The 19,125-nt window shown below is 67.6% G+C and carries 17 protein-coding genes and 1 pseudogene; 17 read left to right on the forward strand and 1 reads right to left on the reverse strand.

Going from position 1 to position 19,125, the window contains the following annotated elements:
- Nucleotides 1-9 precede the first annotated feature (9 nt).
- The 16 genes from PARJ55_RS0114900 to PARJ55_RS0114980 all read left to right on the forward strand — a co-directional run bounded on the left by PARJ55_RS0114900 (nucleotide 10) and on the right by PARJ55_RS0114980 (nucleotide 17,750).
- A complete protein-coding gene (locus PARJ55_RS0114900; protein ID WP_028713761.1) occupies nucleotides 10-1,521 on the forward strand; it encodes a sugar ABC transporter ATP-binding protein in 1,512 nt (503 codons plus the stop codon).
- A 12-nt stretch (nucleotides 1,522-1,533) separates the two neighbouring features.
- Nucleotides 1,534-2,544 carry an ABC transporter permease gene (locus PARJ55_RS0114905; protein WP_051416297.1) on the forward strand — a complete coding sequence of 337 codons (1,011 nt, stop codon included), beginning with the start codon at nucleotides 1,534-1,536 and terminating at the stop codon, nucleotides 2,542-2,544.
- A gap of 124 nt (nucleotides 2,545-2,668) precedes the next feature.
- Nucleotides 2,669-3,787 carry a Gfo/Idh/MocA family protein gene (locus tag PARJ55_RS0114915; RefSeq protein WP_028713763.1) on the forward strand — a complete coding sequence of 373 codons (1,119 nt, stop codon included), beginning with the start codon at nucleotides 2,669-2,671 and terminating at the stop codon, nucleotides 3,785-3,787.
- 7 nt (nucleotides 3,788-3,794) lie between these two features.
- The gene (locus tag PARJ55_RS0114920) at nucleotides 3,795-4,697 is read left to right on the forward strand and encodes a sugar phosphate isomerase/epimerase family protein (protein WP_028713764.1); all 903 of its coding nucleotides are present in this window, start codon (nucleotides 3,795-3,797) and stop codon (nucleotides 4,695-4,697) included.
- 2 nt (nucleotides 4,698-4,699) lie between these two features.
- Complete coding sequence (locus PARJ55_RS0114925; protein WP_028713765.1) at nucleotides 4,700-5,710, forward strand: Gfo/Idh/MocA family protein; 1,011 nt, start codon at nucleotides 4,700-4,702, stop codon at nucleotides 5,708-5,710.
- A gap of 8 nt (nucleotides 5,711-5,718) precedes the next feature.
- Nucleotides 5,719-6,525: a TIM barrel protein gene (locus PARJ55_RS0114930; protein WP_028713766.1), complete on the forward strand. Its 807-nt coding sequence runs from the start codon at nucleotides 5,719-5,721 to the stop codon at nucleotides 6,523-6,525.
- On the forward strand, nucleotides 6,522-8,429 hold the full coding sequence (iolC, locus tag PARJ55_RS0114935; protein ID WP_028713767.1) for a 5-dehydro-2-deoxygluconokinase: 1,908 nt from the start codon (nucleotides 6,522-6,524) through the stop codon (nucleotides 8,427-8,429). Before PARJ55_RS0114930 ends, iolC begins: the two co-directional genes overlap by 4 nt.
- 121 nt (nucleotides 8,430-8,550) lie before the next feature.
- Nucleotides 8,551-10,380: a 3D-(3,5/4)-trihydroxycyclohexane-1,2-dione acylhydrolase (decyclizing) gene (gene iolD, locus PARJ55_RS0114940; protein ID WP_028713768.1), complete on the forward strand. Its 1,830-nt coding sequence runs from the start codon at nucleotides 8,551-8,553 to the stop codon at nucleotides 10,378-10,380.
- 10 nt (nucleotides 10,381-10,390) lie between these two features.
- On the forward strand, nucleotides 10,391-11,287 hold the full coding sequence (gene iolE, locus PARJ55_RS0114945; RefSeq protein ID WP_028713769.1) for a myo-inosose-2 dehydratase: 897 nt from the start codon (nucleotides 10,391-10,393) through the stop codon (nucleotides 11,285-11,287).
- Between the two features lie 9 nt (nucleotides 11,288-11,296).
- Nucleotides 11,297-11,482: a hypothetical protein gene (locus PARJ55_RS0114950; RefSeq protein ID WP_028713770.1), complete on the forward strand. Its 186-nt coding sequence runs from the start codon at nucleotides 11,297-11,299 to the stop codon at nucleotides 11,480-11,482.
- Nucleotides 11,479-12,285, forward strand: coding sequence for a 5-deoxy-glucuronate isomerase (gene iolB, locus PARJ55_RS0114955; RefSeq protein ID WP_028713771.1), 807 nt, complete (start codon nucleotides 11,479-11,481; stop codon nucleotides 12,283-12,285). The genes PARJ55_RS0114950 and iolB overlap by 4 nt, the downstream gene beginning before the upstream one ends.
- Nucleotides 12,286-12,490: 205 nt before the next feature.
- Entirely contained in the window at nucleotides 12,491-14,095 is a 1,605-nt protein-coding gene (locus PARJ55_RS0114960; RefSeq protein ID WP_028713772.1) for an ABC transporter substrate-binding protein, read from the forward strand.
- A gap of 72 nt (nucleotides 14,096-14,167) precedes the next feature.
- The gene (locus PARJ55_RS0114965; RefSeq protein WP_028713773.1) at nucleotides 14,168-15,175 is read left to right on the forward strand and encodes an ABC transporter permease subunit; all 1,008 of its coding nucleotides are present in this window, start codon (nucleotides 14,168-14,170) and stop codon (nucleotides 15,173-15,175) included.
- Entirely contained in the window at nucleotides 15,172-16,074 is a 903-nt protein-coding gene (locus tag PARJ55_RS0114970; RefSeq protein ID WP_028713774.1) for an ABC transporter permease subunit, read from the forward strand. The genes PARJ55_RS0114965 and PARJ55_RS0114970 overlap by 4 nt, the downstream gene beginning before the upstream one ends.
- Nucleotides 16,075-16,077: 3 nt before the next feature.
- A complete protein-coding gene (locus PARJ55_RS22255) occupies nucleotides 16,078-16,914 on the forward strand; it encodes an ABC transporter ATP-binding protein (protein ID WP_051416298.1) in 837 nt (278 codons plus the stop codon).
- Nucleotides 16,911-17,750, forward strand: a complete 840-nt coding sequence (locus PARJ55_RS0114980; RefSeq protein WP_028713775.1) for an ATP-binding cassette domain-containing protein — start codon at nucleotides 16,911-16,913, stop codon at nucleotides 17,748-17,750. Before PARJ55_RS22255 ends, PARJ55_RS0114980 begins: the two co-directional genes overlap by 4 nt.
- Nucleotides 17,751-17,843: 93 nt before the next feature.
- Here PARJ55_RS0114980 and PARJ55_RS0114985 read toward each other — a convergent pair whose 3' ends face one another.
- Nucleotides 17,844-18,884, reverse strand: coding sequence for a lysine-2,3-aminomutase-like protein (locus tag PARJ55_RS0114985; protein WP_028713776.1), 1,041 nt, complete (start codon nucleotides 18,882-18,884; stop codon nucleotides 17,844-17,846).
- Nucleotides 18,885-18,937: 53 nt separating this feature from the next.
- Between PARJ55_RS0114985 and PARJ55_RS0114990 the strand changes: the two are divergent.
- Nucleotides 18,938-19,125: pseudogene (locus PARJ55_RS0114990) on the forward strand (hypothetical protein); the annotation flags it as partial.

A 19,125-nucleotide genomic window follows, 5' to 3' on the forward strand; every position in this document is an offset into this window, starting at 1 on the left:
GGGAAGCCGATGCTTGACCGGACCAGCGCCTGGCAGGGCGAATACATTCTGGAAGTCGACAACATCACCAAGGAGTTTCCGGGCGTGAAGGCGCTCGACGGGGTGCAGCTGAAGATCCGCCCCGGCACCGTCCACGCGCTGATGGGCGAGAACGGCGCCGGCAAATCCACGCTGATGAAGATCATCGCCGGGGTCTACACCCCCGATGGCGGCGAGGTGCGCTTTGCCGGCCAGCCGCTGGACATCAAGACGCCGCTCGACGCGCTGAACTCGGGCATCGCCATGATCCACCAGGAACTGAACCTGATGAACTGGATGACGGTGGCCGAGAACATCTGGATCCGCCGCGAGCCGCTGAACCGCGTCGGGCTTGTCGATCACACCCGCATGCGGCAGATGACCGCCGATCTTCTGGGCCGGCTGAACATCCGGCTGGACCCCGACCAGCAGGTCAGCGAGCTGACCGTGGCGCAGAAGCAGATGGTCGAGATCGCCAAGGCGGTCAGCTACAATTCCGACGTGCTGATCATGGACGAGCCGACCAGCGCCATCACCGAGGCCGAGGTCGAGCATCTGTTCGCCATCATCCGCGACCTGAAATCGCGCGGCATCGGCATCGTCTACATCACCCACAAGATGAGCGAGCTGTTCGAGATCGCCGACGAGTTCACCGTCTTCCGCGACGGCAAATATGTCGGCACGCATCCGTCGAGCAGCGTGACCCGCGACGACATCATCCGCATGATGGTCGGCCGCGAGATCACCGAGATGTTCCCCAAGATCGACTGCGCGATCGGCGAGACCATCCTGGAGGTCCGCAACCTGACCCTGCCGGGCGTGTTCCACGACGTCAGCTTCGAGGTCCGCAAGGGCGAGATCCTGGGCATCGCCGGGCTCGTCGGCTCGAAACGCTCGAACGTGGCCGAGGCGATCTTCGGCGTGCATCCCGCGCCCATCGGCGACGTGCTGATCGACGGGCGGCACGTGCGGATCACCTGCCCCTCGGACGCCATGGCGCATGGCATGGCCTTCCTGACCGAGGACCGCAAGGAAAGCGGCTGCTTCCTGATCCTCGACTGCCTCGAAAACATCCAGACGGCGCTGATCACCCAGAGCCATGTGAAGAATGGCTTCATCGACCGCAAGGCCATCACCGCCAAGGCCGAGGACATGGCCCGGAAGCTGCGGGTCAAGACGCCGAGCCTGCACGAGGCGGTCGAGAACCTGTCGGGCGGCAACCAGCAGAAGCTCCTGATCGCGCGCTGGCTTCTGACCGAGCCGCGCATCCTGATCCTGGACGAACCCACGCGCGGCATCGACGTCGGCGCCAAGGCGGAAATCCACCGCCTCATCACCAATCTGGCCGCGCAGGGCGTGGCCGTCATCATGATTTCCTCGGAAATGCCCGAGGTGCTGGGAATGAGCGACCGCATCATGGTGATGCACGAAGGCCATGTGTCGGGCTTTCTCGACCGGGCCGAGGCCGATCAGGTCAAGATCATGTCGCTGGCCGCCAAGTAACGAGAGGAACCCATGTCAGACGCAAGCATGGCCGCCGCACCGCGCCGCCACCGCCCGATGATGGCGGAACTCAACATCCTTCTGGTCCTGGTCGGCATCAGCCTGACCTTCGAGATCCTGGGCTGGATCATGCAGGGGCAGAGCTTCCTGGGCAACTGGCAACGGCTGTCCATCATGATCCTGCAGGTCTCGGTGGTGGGGATCATCGCCATCGGCGTGACCCAGGTCATTATCTCGGGTGGCATCGACCTCAGTTCGGGCTCCATCGTCGGCGCCACGGCGATGATCTCGATGAGCCTCGCGCAGGCGGCGGGATACGAACGGGCGATCTATCCCGACCTGACCGGCCTGCCGGTGGTGGTGCCGGTCGCGGCGGGGCTGATCTTCGGGCTGCTTTGCGGCACCATCAACGGCGCGCTGATCGCCTATACGAAAATTCCGCCCTTCATCGCCACGCTGGGCATGATGGTGACGGCGCGCGGCTTTGCGAAATGGTATACCAAGGGCCAGCCGATCAGCTTCCCCTCGGACGGTTTCGCCGCCATCGGCCGGGGCATGATGCCGGTGCTCATCTTCCTGGTGGTGGCGCTGATCTTCCATGTCGCGCTGCGCTACACCCGCTATGGCAAGTTCACCTATGCCATCGGCGCCAACCCGCAGGCCGCCCGCGTCTCGGGCATCAATGTCGAGCGCCAGCTGGTCAAGATCTATGCCATCGCCGGGCTGCTGTCGGCGCTGGCCGGGATCGTGGTCGCGGCGCGTGGCCTGACGGCGCAGGCCGGCATGGGCACGATGTACGAGCTCGACGCCATCGCCATGGCGGTGATCGGCGGGGTGTCCTTGACCGGCGGGCGCGGCTCGATCCTGGGGACGATGATCGGCATGGTGATCTTTGGCGTCATCATCTCGGGTTTCACCTTCCTGCGGCTCGACGCCTATTATCAGGAGATGATCAAGGGCGTCATCATCGTCGCCGCCGTCGTCGCCGACGTCTATCGCCAGAAGAAGCGCAAGAAGGCGTGAGGGGGGCGATGATGAAAGGCCTGACCCTGATGGCGCCGGCAGGGGACGGAGCGCCCGGGCGCAATATCCGGTCGTTCTCCGGACCCGTCACCCCCGAGACCCTCCCGAAAGACGAGTAAGCCCGATGACCGCAACGGAGAAATCCCTCGGTGTCGCCCTGATCGGCACCGGGTTCATGGGAAAGTGCCACGCGATGGCCTGGCGCAACCTCGCCACCGCCTTCGGCGGCCTGCCGCCCCGGCTGGAGGTTCTGGCCGACACGCCCGCCGACAAGGCCGCCGGACTCGCCGCCGCCTTCGGCTTTGCCCGCGCCACCGATGACTGGCGCGCGGCGGTCGGCGATCCGGCCGTCGACGTGGTCTCGATCGCCACGCCGAACGGCATGCATCGCCAGATGGCCGAGGCGGCGCTGGCGGCGGGCAAGCATGTCTGGCTGGAAAAGCCCATGGCGCTGAGCGTCGCGGATGCCGAGGCGATGGAGGCTGCCGCCCGCGCCTCGGGCCGCGTCACCATCCTGGGCTACAACTATACCCGCTCGCCCGCCTTCCGCGCCGCCGCGGACATGGTCGCCTCGGGCGCCATCGGCCGGCCGGTCCATTTCCGCGGCATCTATGACGAGGATTACATGGCCGATCCGCAGCTGCCCTGGAGCTGGCGGCTGACCCGTGCCGAAGGCGGATTGGGCGCGCTGGGGGATCTGGGCTGCCACCTGGTTTCCGTCATGCTGGCGCTGATGGGGCCGGTGGCGCGGGTCCAGGCGCAGATGGACACGGTGATCGCCCGGCGGCCGCACCAGGGCGGCACGGCCCCGGTCGAGAACGAGGACCAGGCCCAGGCGCTGGTCCGCTTCGCCTCGGGCGCCTCGGGCGAATTCTCCTGCTCGCGGGTGGCGCGCGGCTATCGCTGCCGGCTGGCCTGGGAGGTGCAGGGCACCGAGGGCACGCTGCGCTTCGACCAGGAGCGGATGAACGAGCTGTGGCTCTACCAGCCCGGCGAGGCGCAGGCGGACGGCTTCCGCCGCATCCTGACCGGTCCGGCGCAGCCCGGCTTCGCCGCCTTCTGCCCGGCCCCCGGCCATAATTTCGGCTTCAACGAGCAGAAGGTGGTCGAGGCGGAAATGCTGCGCCAGGCCATCGCCGGCACCGCCCGCGCCTGGCCCGACTTCACCGATGGGCTGACCATCGAACGCATCATCCACGGCATGGCCCGCTCTGCCGAGACCGGCCGGCCCGTCACCTTCTGAGGAAGCCATGAAAATCGCCATAGACCCCTTCATGCACCGCCACCTGCCGCTGGAGCAGATCCCCGCCAAGGTCAAGGAGCTCGGCTACGACTGGATCGAGCTGAGCCCGCGCGGCGATTTCCTGGAATGGTTCAAGGCCCCGCGCGTCTTTCCCGACCGCATCAAGGCGCTGAAGCAAGCGCTGAAGGATGCCGAGGTCGGCATCGCCAGCCTCTTGCCGATGTATCGCTGGGCCTCGAACGACGAGACCGAGCGTCAGGCCGCGGTCAGGCACTGGAAGCGCGCCATCGAGATCGCCGTCGAGCTGGGCGTGGACACCATGAACAGCGAATTCGGCCGCGGCCCGCATCCCGACAAGGGCAGCTGCTATTGCTGCCACACCGGCAGCATGATCGAGTCCTGCGAGGACGCCTGGTGGCGCAGCATGGAAGAGCTGGTGCCAATCTTCGAGCGCGAGGGCATCAACCTGCATGTCGAGCCGCATCCCGAGGACTGGTGCGAGACGCTGCAACCGGCGCTCGACATCATCCGCACGGTGAACTCGCCGCGGGTGAAGTTTCTCTATTGCGCGCCGCATACCTTCTATTTCGGCGACGACACCCGGGCGATGCTGCGCGAGGCCGCCGACGTGCTGGCGCATGTCCATGTCGGCGATACCTTCAACCACAAGGCCAGCTCGGGCCTGCGCTATATCCTGAACCCGCCGGGCACGCAGGCGCGCATCCACCAGCATCTCGACATCGGCCAGGGCGAGGTGCCCTGGGACGACTTCTTCGGCACCCTGGCCGAGATCGGCTTCGACGGCATCATGACCGCCTGCGTCTTTGCCTGGGAGGACCGCGCCGACCAGTCCGGAAAATTCATGCGCAACGAAATGCAACGCTACATCGACACCTATTGGAGCAAATGACCATGACCCTGAAGATCGGAGTGATCGGCACCGGCGCCATCGGCCAGGACCACACCCGGCGCATCAACCGGGTGCTGGCCGGTGCACGGGTCACCGCCCTGAACGACGTGAACCGCGCCAATGCCGAAGCCTGCCAGCGCGACCATGCCCCCGAGGCGCGGATCTTCGACGACCCGCATGCGCTGATCCGGGATGCGGATGTGGACGCGATCCTCGTCTGTTCCTGGGGCCAGACGCATGAGGAATACGTGCTGGCCGCCATCGCCGCCGGCAAGCCGTGCTTTTGCGAAAAGCCGCTGGCCACCACCGCCGAGGGCGCGCGCCGCATCGTCGAGGCCGAGCAGGCCGCCGGCAAGCGGCTGGTGCAGGTCGGCTTCATGCGCCGCTATGACCCCGGCTATGTCGCGCTGAAAAAGGCGGTGGGAGAGGTGACCGGCGCGCCGCTGATGGTCCATGCCGCGCATCGCAACCCGCGGGTGGGCGAGAATTACCAGACCCCGATGGCGATCCACGACACGCTGATCCACGAGATCGACGTGCTGCGCTGGCTGCTGGACGACGACTATGTCAGCGCCCGGGTGTTCTTCCCGCGCAAATCGCCCCGCGCCCATGAAAAACTGCGCGACCCGCAGGTGGTGGTGCTGGAAACCGCCAAGGGCGTGGTGATCTATGTCGAGATCTTCGTGAACTGCCATTACGGCTATGACATCCAGTGCGAGATCGTCGGCGAGGACGGCACCGCCAAGCTGCCCGAGCCGATGAGCATCCAGACCCGCTCGGGCGCCGTGCTGGGCCAGCCGATCCTGATGGACTGGAAGGACCGCTTCATCGACAGCTACGACTACGAACTGGCCGATTTCCTGAAAGCGGCGGCCGAGGGCACCGCCGCCGGCCCGACCGCCTGGGACGGCTATGTCGCCGCCGTCACCGCCGATGCCTGCGTCGCCGCCCAGGAATCCGAAGGCCAGTCCGTCAGGATCGAACTGCCCCCCCGTCCCGCCCTTTACGCCTGAGGTCCGCCATGCGCTTCGCCCTGAACCATATCGTCGCCCCCCGGCTTTCGCTGGCCGAGTTCTTCGCCCTGGCCCGCCGCCTCGGCTGCACCGAGGTCGAGATCCGCAACGACCTGCCCGACGTGACCGGCCAGGCCCCGGCCGAGATCGCCCGCATGGCCGCGGAGGCCGGGGTCTCGATCCTGTCGGTCAATGCGCTCTATCCCTTCAACCGCTGGAGCGAGGACCTCGCCGCCCGCGCCGAGCGGCTGGCCGATTTCGCCGCCGGGGCAGGGGCGCAGGCGCTGGTGCTCTGTCCGCTGAACGACGGCACCGAGATCGCCCATTCCGAGACGGTGGCGGCGCTGGACCGGCTGCGCGCCATCCTGCAGCCGCGCGGGCTGATAGGGCTGGTCGAGCCGCTGGGCTTTCCGCAAAGCGCGCTGCGCCGCAAGGCCGAGGCCGTCGCCGCCATCACCAAGGCCGGCGGGTTCGACGCCTTCCGCCTGCTGCATGACAGCTTCCACCACCATCTGGCGGGCGAGACGGAATTCTTCCCGCATCGCACCGGGCTCGTGCATGTCTCGGGCGTGACCGATCCGTCGCTGGCGGTCGCGACGATGCTGGACGGCCATCGCCTGCTGGTCGATGCCGACGACCGGCTGGAGAACGTCGCGCAGCTGCGGGCGCTGCTGGCGGACGGCTACGACGGCCCGATCAGCTTCGAGCCCTTCGCCCCCGAGGTCCATGCGCTGGAGGATATCGAAACCGCGCTGCGGGCCAGCATGGACCATCTGCGGGCGGCGGTCTCGGAACCCGTGGAGGCCAGGGGATGACCAGGACGCTGGACGTGATCACCATCGGCCGCAGCTCGGTCGATCTTTATGGCGCGCAGGTCGGCGGGCGGCTCGAGGACATGCGGTCCTTCAGCAAATATGTCGGCGGCTCTCCGACCAACATGGCCTGCGGCACGGCGCGGCTGGGGCTGCGCTCGGCCCTGATCACCCGGGTCGGCGACGAGCATATGGGCCGCTTCCTGCGCGAGGAGCTGGCGCGCGAGGGGGTGGACCTGCGCGGCGTCGCGACCGATCCCGAGCGGCTGACGGCGCTGGTGCTGCTGGGCATCCGCGACGAGGACAGCTTTCCGCTGATCTTCTATCGCGAGAACTGCGCCGACATGGCGCTGTGCGAGGACGACATCGACGAAGACCTGATCGCGCAGGCGCGTTCCGTGGTCGCCACCGGCACGCATCTGAGCCATCCGCGCACCGAGGCCGCGGTGCTGAAGGCGCTGCATCTGGCGCGCAGGCACGGGGCGCAGACGGCGCTGGATATCGATTATCGCCCGAATCTCTGGGGGCTCTCGGGCCATGGCGACGGCGAGAACCGCTTCATCGCCAGCGACACGGTGACGGCGAAGCTGCAGGCGCATCTGCCGCTTTTCGACCTAATCGTCGGCACCGAGGAGGAGTTCCACATCGCCGGCGGCTCGACCGACACGCTGGCGGCGCTGCGCGCCGTGCGCGCCGTTACGTCCGCGGTGCTGGTCTGCAAGCGCGGGGCGGCGGGGGCCGTGGCCTTCACCGGCGCCGTCGAGGGCTGGGACAGCGGCGAGACCGGGCCGGGCTTCCCGATCGAGGTCTTCAACGTGCTCGGCGCCGGGGACGGCTTCATGTCGGGGCTGCTCAAGGGCTGGCTCGACGGCGAGAGCTGGCCGCGGGCGCTGGAATACGCCAATGCCTGCGGCGCCTTCGCCGTCAGCCGCCACGGCTGCACGCCCGCCTATCCCTCGCTGGCCGAGCTGGAGTTCTTCCTGCGCCGCGGCATCCGCGAGCGGGCGCTGCGCAAGGATGCGGCGCTGGAGCGCATTCACCGCGCCACCAACCTGCATCCCCTGGAGGGCGACATCCGCGCCTTCGCCTTCGACCACCGCATGCAGCTGGAAGAGATGGAGGGTGCGACCCCGGAACGGATCGGCGCCTTCAAGCAGCTCTGCCTGCAGGCCGCGCTGGAGGTGCAGGACGGCCGCCCGGGCTATGGCATCCTGTGCGACGACCGGCTGGGACGGGCGGCGCTGCATGCGGCGGCGGGCACCGGGCTCTGGGTCGGGCGGCCCTGCGAATGGCCGGGCTCGCGTCCCCTGCGGCTGGAGCCGGAGCTGGGCGCGGCCTGCCAGGGGCTGATGGAATGGCCGGCGGGGCAGGTGGTCAAGGTGCTGTGCTTCTGCCATCCCGAGGACGATACGGCGATGCGCGCCGATGAGGAAGCGACGGTCACCCGGCTTTATCAGGCCGCGCGGGCCAATGACCTGGAATTCCTGCTGGAGATCATTCCCTCGAAGGTCGGGCCGGTGGATGACGGGACCACGGCGGCGCTGATCCGGCGCTGGTACGAGATCGGCGTCTATCCCGACTGGTGGAAGCTCGAGCCGCTGCGGTCCGATGCCGCCTGGCAGCAGGCGGTGGAGACGATCCGGGCGCATGATCCCTGGCTGCGCGGCATCGTGGTGCTGGGGCTGGAGGCGCCGGAGGCCGAGCTGGCCGCCAGTTTCGAGAAGGCGGCGAAGCACGAACTGGTGCGCGGCTTTGCCGTCGGCCGGACGATCTTCGCCGAGGTGGCGGGCGACTGGCTGGCCGGGCGCCGCAGCGATGCCGAGGCCGTGGCCGAGATGCGGCGGCGCTTTGGCCGGCTTTGCGCGCTTTGGGACCGGGCCCGGGCCGGCGCCGAGGCGGCGGCATGAGCGGGGCGCCCGGCACCCGCGGCGGAGGGGCTCTGCCCCTCTTGGCCTGCGGCCAATTCACCCCGGGATATTTGCACAAGAAAGAAGTCACGGGCGCCGGCGCGCGCCGAGGAGGAGAGGCATGAGCGAGACGATCCGGCTGACCGCCGCGCAGGCGATGATGCGCTGGCTGTCGGTGCAGATGACCGAGGAGGGCGAGCGTTTTATCGAGGCGGTCTGGGCGATCTTCGGCCATGGCAATGTCGCCGGGATCGGCGAGGCGCTGCATGGCATCGGCGACGCCCTGCCGACGCTGCGCGGCCAGAACGAACAGACCATGGCCCATGCCGCCATCGCCTGGGCCAAGACCAAGAAGCGCCGGCGCGCCATGGCGGTGACGAGCTCCATCGGGCCGGGGGCGACCAATATGGTGACCGCCGCGGCGCTGGCGCATGTGAACCGCCTGCCGCTGCTGCTGATCCCGGGCGATGTCTTTGCCGGCCGCCGCCCCGATCCGGTGCTGCAGCAGATCGAGGATTTCGGCGACGGCACCGTTTCGGCCAATGACTGCTTCCGGCCGGTCAGCCGCTATTTCGACCGCATCTCGCGGCCCGAGCATCTGCTGACCGCGCTGCCGCGCGCCATGCAGGTGATGACCGATCCGGCGAATTGCGGGCCGGTGACGCTTGCCTTCTGCCAGGACGTGCAGGCCGAGGCCTGGGACTGGCCCGCGGCGTTCTTTGCGCCCAAGGTCTGGCGCATCCGCCGGCCCGAGCCGGACGCGGCCGAGCTGGCCGAGATCGTCGCGCTGATCCGCAAGGCCGAGCGGCCGGTGATCGTTTCGGGCGGCGGCGTGATTTATTCCGGGGCCGAGGCCGCGCTGCTGGATTTCGCCAGGCGCCACCGCATTCCCCTGGTCGAGACCCAGGCCGGCAAGGGCGCCGTCGACTGGCGCGAGGAGTTGAACCTCGGCTCTCCCGGCGTCACCGGCACCGATGCCGGCAATGCCGCCTGTGCGCGGGCCGACCTGATCATCGGGGTCGGGACGCGGTTCCAGGATTTCACCACCGGCTCCTGGACCGCCTTCGCCAATCCGGGGCGGCGGCTGGTCTCGATCAACCTCACGGGCTATGACGCGGCGAAGCACGGCGCGGTGCCGCTGGTGGCGGATGCCCGGGTGGCGCTGGAGCGGATCGGCGCGGCGCTTGGCGCGCATCGCTTCGCCGAGCCGGACCTGCGGCCGCGCGCCGACTGGTTCGCGCTGGCCGACAAGGCCATGGCGGCGCCGAACCATGACGGGCCGCCCTCGGATGCGCAGGTGATCGGCGCGGTGCAGCGCGTCGCCGGCGAGAACACCGTGGTGATGTGCGCGGCCGGCACCATGCCCGGCGCCTTGCAGGTGCTGTGGCGCGCCAGCCCCGGCGGCTATCACATGGAATACGGCTATAGCTGCATGGGCTACGAGGTGGCCGGCGCGCTAGGCATCGCCATGGCCCGGCCCGAGGCCGAGGTGGTCTGCATGGTCGGCGACGGCAGCTACATGATGGCCAACAGCGAGCTGGCGACGGCCGTCACGCTGAAGGTGCCCTTCACCGTGGTGCTGACCGACAACCGGGGCTATGGCTGCATCAACCGGCTGCAGCAGGAATGCGGCGGCGAGGAATTCAACAACATGTATGCCAGCTCGAACCTGGTCGAGGAGCCGCAGATCGACTTCGTCGCCCATGCCGCCAGCATGGGGGCGCATGCCGAGAAGGTCTCGGGCATCGCCGCGCTCGAATCCGCGATCCGTGCCGCGCGCGGCCGCGACATCCCCAGCGTCATCGTGATCGACACCGAGGCCCTGACCGGCGCCGGGATTGGCGGCGGCTGGTGGGACGTCGCCGTTCCCGAGGTCGGCCAGAGCGACAAGCTGAGGGCCGCCCGCAAGACATATGAAACCTGGCTGCGAAAACAGCGGCTTGTCAATTGAGGCTCGACCCATGATCCTTTTCGGAACCAATCCCATCGCCTGGGCCAATGACGACGACCAGTCGATCGGCGCCGATATCCCGACCGAGCAGATCCTCCACGAGGCGGGCCAGCTCATCGGCTTCGACGGCATCGAGAACGGCCATCGCTGGCCCGACGAACCGCTGGCGCTCAAGGAACTCTTGGGCCGCTACGGGCTGAAATTCATCTCGGGCTGGTATTCGACCGCGCTGCTGACCCGATCGGTCGAGGAGGAGATCGCGGCGGTGCAGGGGCATCTGGCCAAGCTCAAGGCCAATGGCTGCAAGGTCTGCATCGCCTGCGAATGCTCGAACACCGTGCATGGCCGGCCGGACGTGCCGGTCAATGCCCGGCCGCGCCTGACGCCCGCCGAGATGGCCGCGTTCGGCCGCAGGATGGAGGAATTCGCGCAGTATCTGGCGGGGCAGGGCATCACGCTGGCCTATCACCACCACATGGGCACCGTGGTCGAAAGCCCCGAGGAGATCGACGCCTTCATGGCCGCGACCGGGCCGGCGACGCATCTGCTGTTCGATGCCGGGCATTGCACCTTCGGCGGCGGCGATCCCGAGGCGGTGCTGAGGAAGCATGTCGGCCGGGTGGCGCATTTCCATGCCAAGAACATCCGCCGCGCCGTGACCGAGGAGGTGCGCGCCCGGGACATGAGCTTCCTGCAGGGCGTGCTGGCCGGGGCCTTCACCGTGCCGGGCGATCCCGAGGGCGCCATCGACTTCCAGCCGCTGCTGAAGATCCTGGCCGAGGCCGGCTATGACGGCTGGCTGGTGATCGAGGCCGAGCAGGACCCCGGCAAGCGCAACCCGCTGGAATACCAGTCGCTTGGGCTGAAATCGCTCAAGGATATGGCGCGTGCCGCCGGGCTGCACTAGGCTGGCGCCATGCTGGTCGATCCCCAACACCCGTTCTTCCGCCCGCTTTGGATCCGTGTCCTCTGCGTCCTGCTGCCGCTGCTCTGGGCAGGGTTCGAGGCCGCCAGCGGCGCGGTCTTCTGGGCGATCCTGTTCGGCGCGGCGGGGGTCTATCTTTTCGTCACGCTTTTCCTGAACCGCAGCGAGGACCGATGACTCTCTTGCGCAAACCGGCCGGCCAGCACGGTCTTGTCCATCACATCACCCCCGAAGGCGCGGGTTGGTCCCATGTCGGCTTCGACCTCTGGCGGCTCGGGCCCGGCGAAGTGGCCGAGGGCCATACCGGCGGCATGGAGGCGATCCTGGTGATCGTCGAGGGCAAGGCCCGCATCGCCGGCGCCGGCCGGGACTGGGGCGAGATCGGCGAACGGCTGGACGTGTTCGAAAAGACCCCGCCGCATTGCCTCTATCTGCCCGACGGCAGCGACTGGCGGGCCGAGGCCGTGACGCCGCTGACGCTGGCCGTTTGCCTCGCCCCCGGCAAGGGCGGCCATCCCGCCCGCCGCATCGGCCCCGAGGGCATCGCGCTGACCCAGCGCGGGCAGGGCGCCAATACCCGCTTCATCAACAACATCGCCATGGAGGCCGAGGATTACTGCGACAGCCTGCTGGTGACCGAGGTCTTTACCCCGGAAGGGAACTGGTCGAGCTATCCGCCGCATCGCCATGACGAGGACGACTTTCCCCGCATGACCTATCTGGAGGAGACCTATTACCACCGGCTGAATCCGCCGCAGGGCTACGGCATCCAGCGGGTCTTTACCGACGACGGCAGCCTGGACGAGACCATGGCGGTCAGGAACCACGATGTCGTGCTGGTGCCGCGCGGCCACCATCCCTGCGGCGTACCCTATGGCTACGAGATGTATTACCTGAACGTCATGGCCGGACCGATCCGCAAATGGCGTTACGAGAATCATCCCGACCACGCCTGGATATGGGAGCGCGACAACGCCTGAACCGGGCGGTCCAGCCCGCTTTCGGGCGTGCCTCCGGCCTCTGCTCTCTCATGCCTGCCGGCGAAACGCCGTAAATCGGCCAAAATTTACGGCGTTTCGCAGCGTCATTGCGGCAAAATGACGACAAGACCCGGCAGAGCACTTGACCTGTCAGGCAGATTCGTTTGCATCAGGTCAGGGAATATCTCTAGACATGGGAGGCATTATGTCGTTCTTCTCCACCCGCATGCTCGCGGCGTCGGCCTTTGCGCTGATGGCCGCCGCGCCGCTGCATGCCAAGACATTCGTCTATTGCTCGGAAGGCTCGCCCGAGGGTTTCGACGCGGCGCCCTATACATCGGGCACCACCTTCGACGCCTCGGGCCATGCCATCTACAACCGCCTGGTGCAGTTCAAGCCCGGCACGACCGAGATCGAGCCGGCGCTGGCGGAAAGCTGGGACGTGTCCGAGGACGGTCTGGAATACACCTTCCACCTGCGCCAGGGCGTGAAGTTCCATTCCAACGACAAGTTCACGCCCTCGCGCGATTTCAACGCCGATGACGTGATCTTCACCTTCGAGCGCCAGGCCAGCGCCGACCACCCCTGGCACGAATACATCCCCGGCATCACCTACGAATATTATTCCTCGATGGAGATGGACAAGCTGATCAAGTCCATCGAGAAGGTCGACGACCACACGGTGAAATTCACCCTCAACCAGCCCGAGGCGCCGTTCCTGGCCAACGTGGCGATGCCTTTCGTCTCGATCGTCTCGAAGGAATATGCCGATGCGCTGGACGCCGCCGGCACCCGCGAGGACCTGAACAACGCCCCCATCGGCACCGGCCCGTTCCGCTTCGTCGCCTATCAGAAGGACGCGGTGATCCGCTACCAGAAGAACGCCGATTACTGGGGCGAGGCGCCCAAGATCGACGACCTGGTCTTTGCCATCACCCCCGACGCCTCGGTGCGGCTGCAAAAGCTCAAGGCCGGCGAATGCCACCTGATGCCCTATCCCGCGCCCGCCGACCTGGACGAGATCCGGGCCGACCCGAACCTCAAGCTGGACGAGCAGCCCGGCCTGAACGTCGGCTATCTGGCCTATAACACCACCGTCGCGCCCTTCGACAATCCGCAGGTCCGCAAGGCGCTGAACATGGCGATGGACAAGCAGGCGATGATCGACGCCGTCTATCAAGGCAATGCCGAGGTCGCCAAGAACCCGATCCCGCCGACCATGTGGTCCTATAACGACGCGGTCGAGGACGACGCCTACGATCCCGACGCGGCCAAGCAGATGCTCGAGGAAGCCGGCGTCCAGAACCTGAGCATGGAGATCTGGGCGATGCCGGTGCAGCGTCCCTACATGCCCAACGCCCGCCGCGCCGCCGAACTGATCCAGAGCGATTTCGCCAAGGTCGGCGTCAAGGTGGACATTGTCAGCTACGAATGGGGCGAATACCTGAAGAAATCGATGGAAGAGGGCCGCAAGGGCGCCGTCATTCTGGGCTGGACCGGCGACAACGGCGATCCGGACAACTTCCTGTCGGTCCTGCTGTCCTGCGCTTCGGCCAATCCGGGCGGGGCGAACCGCGCCTTCTGGTGCAACCAGGAGTTCTCGGACCTGCTGGCGAAGGCCAAGGCCAGCTCGGACCATGACGAGCGCGTGAAGCTTTACGAAGAAGCGCAGCTCGTCTTCAAGCGCGAGGCGCCCTGGGCCACGCTGGCGCATTCGACGCAATACGTGCCGATGGCCAAGAACGTGACCGGCTTCGTGCAGTCGCCGCTGGGCGACTATGCCTTCGACACCGTGGACCTGACCGAATAAGGCCGGTCCCGGACTGAAACTATCGCGGCCGTGCAGGGAATTTTCCCTGCACGGCCCTTAGGTTAGGGTTCGATGCTCAGATTCATCCTCAAGAAACTGCTTTACCTGGTCCCGACGATGATCGGGATCACGCTGGTGGCCTTCGGCTTCATCCGCCTGCTGCCGGGCGACCCGGTGCTGCTGATGGCCGGCGAGCGCGGCGTCTCGCCCGAGCGTTACGCCCAGATTGCGGCGCAGCTTGGCTATGACAAGCCGGTCTGGCAGCAATATCTGCACTATCTCGGCAATCTGCTTCAGGGCGACCTGGGCAATTCGCTGGTGACCAAGAAGCCGGTGCTGACCGAGTTCCTGGCGCTGTTCCCGGCCACGGTCGAGCTTGGCCTGGTGGCCATCGTCCTGGCCACGGTGATCGGCGTGCCGGTGGGCGTGATCGCGGCGATCAAGCGCGGCAGCTGGTTCGACCAGTTCTCGATGACCGCGGCGCTGGTCGGGTTCTCGATGCCGATCTTCTGGTGGGGGCTTCTGCTCATCATCCTGTTTTCCGGCGTGCTGGGCTGGACCCCGGTCTCGGGCCGCATCTCGCTGATGTATTTCTTTCCGCCGGTGACCGGCTTCATGCTGATCGACAGCCTGATCTCGGGGCAGAAGGGCGCCTTCGCCTCGGCGTTCAGCCACCTGATCCTGCCCTCGATCGTGCTGGCGACCATTCCGCTGGCGGTGATCGCCCGCCAGACCCGCTCGGCCATGCTTGAGGTGATGGGCGAGGATTACGTGCGCACCGCCCGCGCCAAGGGCCTGTCGCCGCGCCGGGTGATCGGCGTGCATGCGCTGCGCAACGCCATGATCCCGGTCATCACCACCATCGGGTTGCAGATCGGCGTGCTGATGGCCGGCGCCATCCTGACCGAGACGATCTTTTCCTGGCCCGGCATCGGCAAGTGGATGATCGATTCGATCTCGCGCCGCGACTATCCGGTGGTGCAGTCGGGCCTGCTGCTGATCGCCGCCATCGTGATGATCGTGAACCTGATCGTCGACCTGACCTATGGTCTCATCAACCCGAGGATCCGGCACAAATGACCGATACCACCGTCAAGATTTCGGACGCGGCCATCCGCCGCCGGATGCTGCGCGAGTTCTGGTTCTACTTCAGCCAGAACCGCGGCGCGGTGATCGGCCTCGTCGTCTTCGTCCTGCTGGTGCTGACCGCCGTCTTCGCCCCGCTGATCGCGCCGCATGACCCCACCCAGCAATACCGCGGCGCGCTGCTGGTGCCGCCGATCTGGCAAGAGGGCGGCCGGGCCGGCTTCCTGCTCGGCACCGATGCCGTGGGCCGGGACATCCTGTCGCGGCTGATCTACGGCGCGCAATATTCGCTGTTCATCGGCATCGTCGTCGTCGCCATCGCGCTGACCGGCGGCATCATCATCGGGCTTGTCGCCGGCTTCTTCGGCGGCTGGGTGGACACCGTCATCATGCGGGTCATGGACGTGGTGCTGGCCTTCCCCTCGCTGCTGCTGGCGCTGGTGCTGGTCGCGGTGCTGGGGCCGGGACTGACCAATGCGATGATCGCCATCGCCATCGTCTACCAGCCGCATTTCGCCCGCCTGACCCGCGCCGCGGTGATGGGGGAAAAGGCGCGCGAATACGTCACCGCCGCCAAGGTGGCCGGGGCGTCGAACCTGCGGCTGATGTTCAGGACCATCCTGCCCAACTGCCTGGCGCCCCTGATCGTGCAGGCGACACTGAGCTTCTCCTCGGCGGTGCTCGACTCCGCCGCGCTGGGTTTCCTCGGCATGGGCGCGCAGCCGCCGGCCTCGGAATGGGGCACCATGCTGGCCGAGGCGCGCGAGTTCATCCTGCGTGCCTGGTGGGTGGTGACCTTCCCCGGCCTCGCCATCCTGGTCTCGGTGCTGGCGATCAACCTGATGGGCGACGGGCTTCGCGACGCGCTCGACCCGAAACTGAAGCGGAGCTGAGCCATGGCCTTGCTGAATATCCGCAACCTGACCGTGCGCTTCGCCACCTCGACCGGCAGCTTCACCGCCGTGGACGGCATCGACGTGCGCGTCGACAAGGGCGAGGTGCTGGCCATCGTGGGCGAGTCGGGCTCGGGCAAGTCGGTCTCGATGCTGGCGGCGATGGGGCTCTTGCCCGACACCGCCACCGTCACCGCCGACGAGATGAGCTTCGACGGCAAGGACCTGCTGCGCATGACGCCGCGCCAGCGCCGCCGCGTCATCGGGCGCGAGATCACCATGATCTTCCAGGAGCCCATCGCCTCGCTGAACCCCAGCTTCACCACCGGCTACCAGATCGAGGAGGTGCTGCGTTTCAACGCCGGCCTCTCGAAGCGGGCCGCGCGGGCAAGGGCGCTGGAGCTCTACCGCCAGGTCGGCATCCCCGACCCCGAGGAGAAGCTGAAAAGCTACCCGCACCAGATGTCCGGCGGGCAATGCCAGCGGGTGATGATCGCCATGGCCATCGCCACCAACCCGCGCCTGCTGATCGCGGACGAGCCGACCACGGCGCTGGACGTGACCATCCAGAAGCAGATCCTCGACCTGCTGATGAAGCTGCAGGAACAGACCGGCATGGCGCTGATCCTGATCACCCACGACATGGGCGTGGTGGCCGAGACCGCCGACCGCGTGCAGGTGCAATACAAGGGCCGGAAGATGGAAGAGGCCGACGTGCTGTCGCTGTTCGAGGCGCCGAAACACCCCTATACCCGTGCGCTGCTCTCGGCCCTGCCGGAAAACGCCACCGGCGACCGCCTGCCCACCGTCGGCAGCTTTCTCGAGGAGGCCCCGCAATGAGTGTCGTCGAAGGGCGCAACCTGATCCGCGACTATTACGTCCCCGGCTCGCTGACCCGTGCCGCCAAGATGGTGCGCGCGGTCAAGGGCATCAGCTTCTCGGTGGAGCGCGGCAAGACCCTGGCCATCGTCGGGGAATCCGGCTCGGGCAAGTCGACACTGGCGCGGATCATCGCGCTGATCGACCCGGCCTCGGGCGGCGAGCTGCTGATCGACGGCAAGCCGGTGGACATCGCCAAGGCGCGGCTGACGCGCGAGATGCGCTCCAAGGTGCAGATGGTGTTCCAGAACCCCTATGGCAGCCTGAATCCGCGCCAGAAGATCGGCGACGTGCTGATGGAGCCGCTGCTTCTGAACACCGACACCCCCGCCGCCGAACGGCGCCGCCGCGCCGAGGAGATGCTGGTCAAGGTCGGCCTCCCCCCCGAGGTGTTCAACCGCTACCCGCATATGTTCTCGGGCGGCCAGCGCCAGCGCATCGCCATCGCCCGGGCCTTGATGCTGAACCCGACGCTCTTGGTGCTGGACGAGCCGGTCTCGGCGCTGGACCTTTCGGTGCAGGCGCAGGTCCTGAACCTGCTCGCCGACCTGCAGGAGGAGTTCAACCTGGCCTATGTCTTCATCAGCCACGACCTGTCGGTGGTGCGCTATATCGCCGATGACGTGCTGGTGATGAACAAGGGCGAGGCGGTGGAACAGGGCAGCCGCGAGGCGGTCTTCGCCGACCCCCGCCATCCCTATACGCGCGAGCTTTTCGCCGCGACCCCGGTCACGGATGTCGAGGCGATCCGCGAGCGCGTGGCGCGCCGCAAGGCGCTGCGCGCCGCGACCGCCTGACGAACCGCCCCGGGGCGCGCAAACGGCCCCGGGGCGGACTTCTTTCTTGTCCAAATATCCTCGGGGGGTCCGGGGGGCGAAGCGCCCCCGGCCTCAGCCGTCCGGATCGCGATATTCGTGCCTTTGCCCGCGCCAGTCCCGGATCAGGTAACGGCCGGGCCCGGCCTCCTCGACATAGCCCGGTCCCAGCGGCACCTTGCCATGCCCGCCGGGCAGGTCCAGCACATAGGTCGGCAGGCAGGTCCCCGAGAGACGGCCGCGCAGGCCCGCCATGATCGCCTGCCCCTCGGCGATCGAGATGCGGAAATGGCCGGTGCCGCGCGCCAGGTCGCAGTGATGCAGGTAATAGGGCTTGACCCGGTTGCGGATCAGCGTCCGGAACAGATCGGCCAGCACCGCCGCATCGGCGTTCACCCCCTTCAGCAGGACGGTCTGCGACAGCAGCGGCAGGCCCGCATCGGCCAGCCGGGCCAGCGCGGCCAGCGCCTCTGCCGTCAGCTCCTGCGGGTGGTTGGTGTGGACCACCACCCAGACCGCCAGCCGCCCGGGGCGCAGCGCCGCCAGCATCGCCGCGTCGATGCGGCCCGGGGCCACCACCGGCACGCGGGTGTGGAAGCGGACGATATCGACATGCGGGATCGCTTCCAGCCGCGCCATCAACGCCGCGATGCGCCGCGCCGACAGCACCATCGGATCGCCGCCGGTCAGGATCACCTCGTGGATCGCCGGGCTGCGGGCGATATAGTCCAGCGCCGCCGCCAGCGCCGGCTCGGGCAGGGTGCCGTCCTCGCCCACGACCTCGCGGCGAAAGCAGAAGCGGCAATAGACCTCGCATGTTTTGGTGACATGCAGGATCACCCGGTCGGGATAACGATGCGTCAGGCCGGGCGTCGGGCTGTGCGCCTCGTCCCCGATCGGATCGGCCAGTTCCTCGGCGCGGATCTGCAGCTCGCGCGCATCGGGCACGAATTGCGCGGCGATGCCGTCGCCGGGCGTGCGCATGGCCTCGCGCATGGCGGGCGAGATGCGGATGCGGAACTCGGCCGCCACCGCGTCCAGCGCCTCGGTCCGGGCGGGATCGGCCAGCCCGGCCTCGACCAGGGCAGGGACGGTGGTGATGGGGCGCTGCGGCAAGACGGCCTCTCGCGGTGGACGGGAAGGGCGGTTTATCGCCCCCCGGGCCGATCTTGGCAAGAGCGGGCCTTGCCGCATGGTTCGGGGCAGCGCCAGGCTGGCTGGCCGAACCGAACCCGCGCCCCGAGGGCTTCGGCCGCGAGATCAAGTATTTCGACATCAAGGGCAAGCAGACCGGCCTGGTCAGCCGGGCGCTGACCTCGCCCGACGGCAAGATCCGCATCCCGATCAACGAATCCAC

This window comes from Paracoccus sp. J55 (assembly GCF_000513975.1).
In the GTDB taxonomy this organism is placed as follows: domain Bacteria; phylum Pseudomonadota; class Alphaproteobacteria; order Rhodobacterales; family Rhodobacteraceae; genus Paracoccus.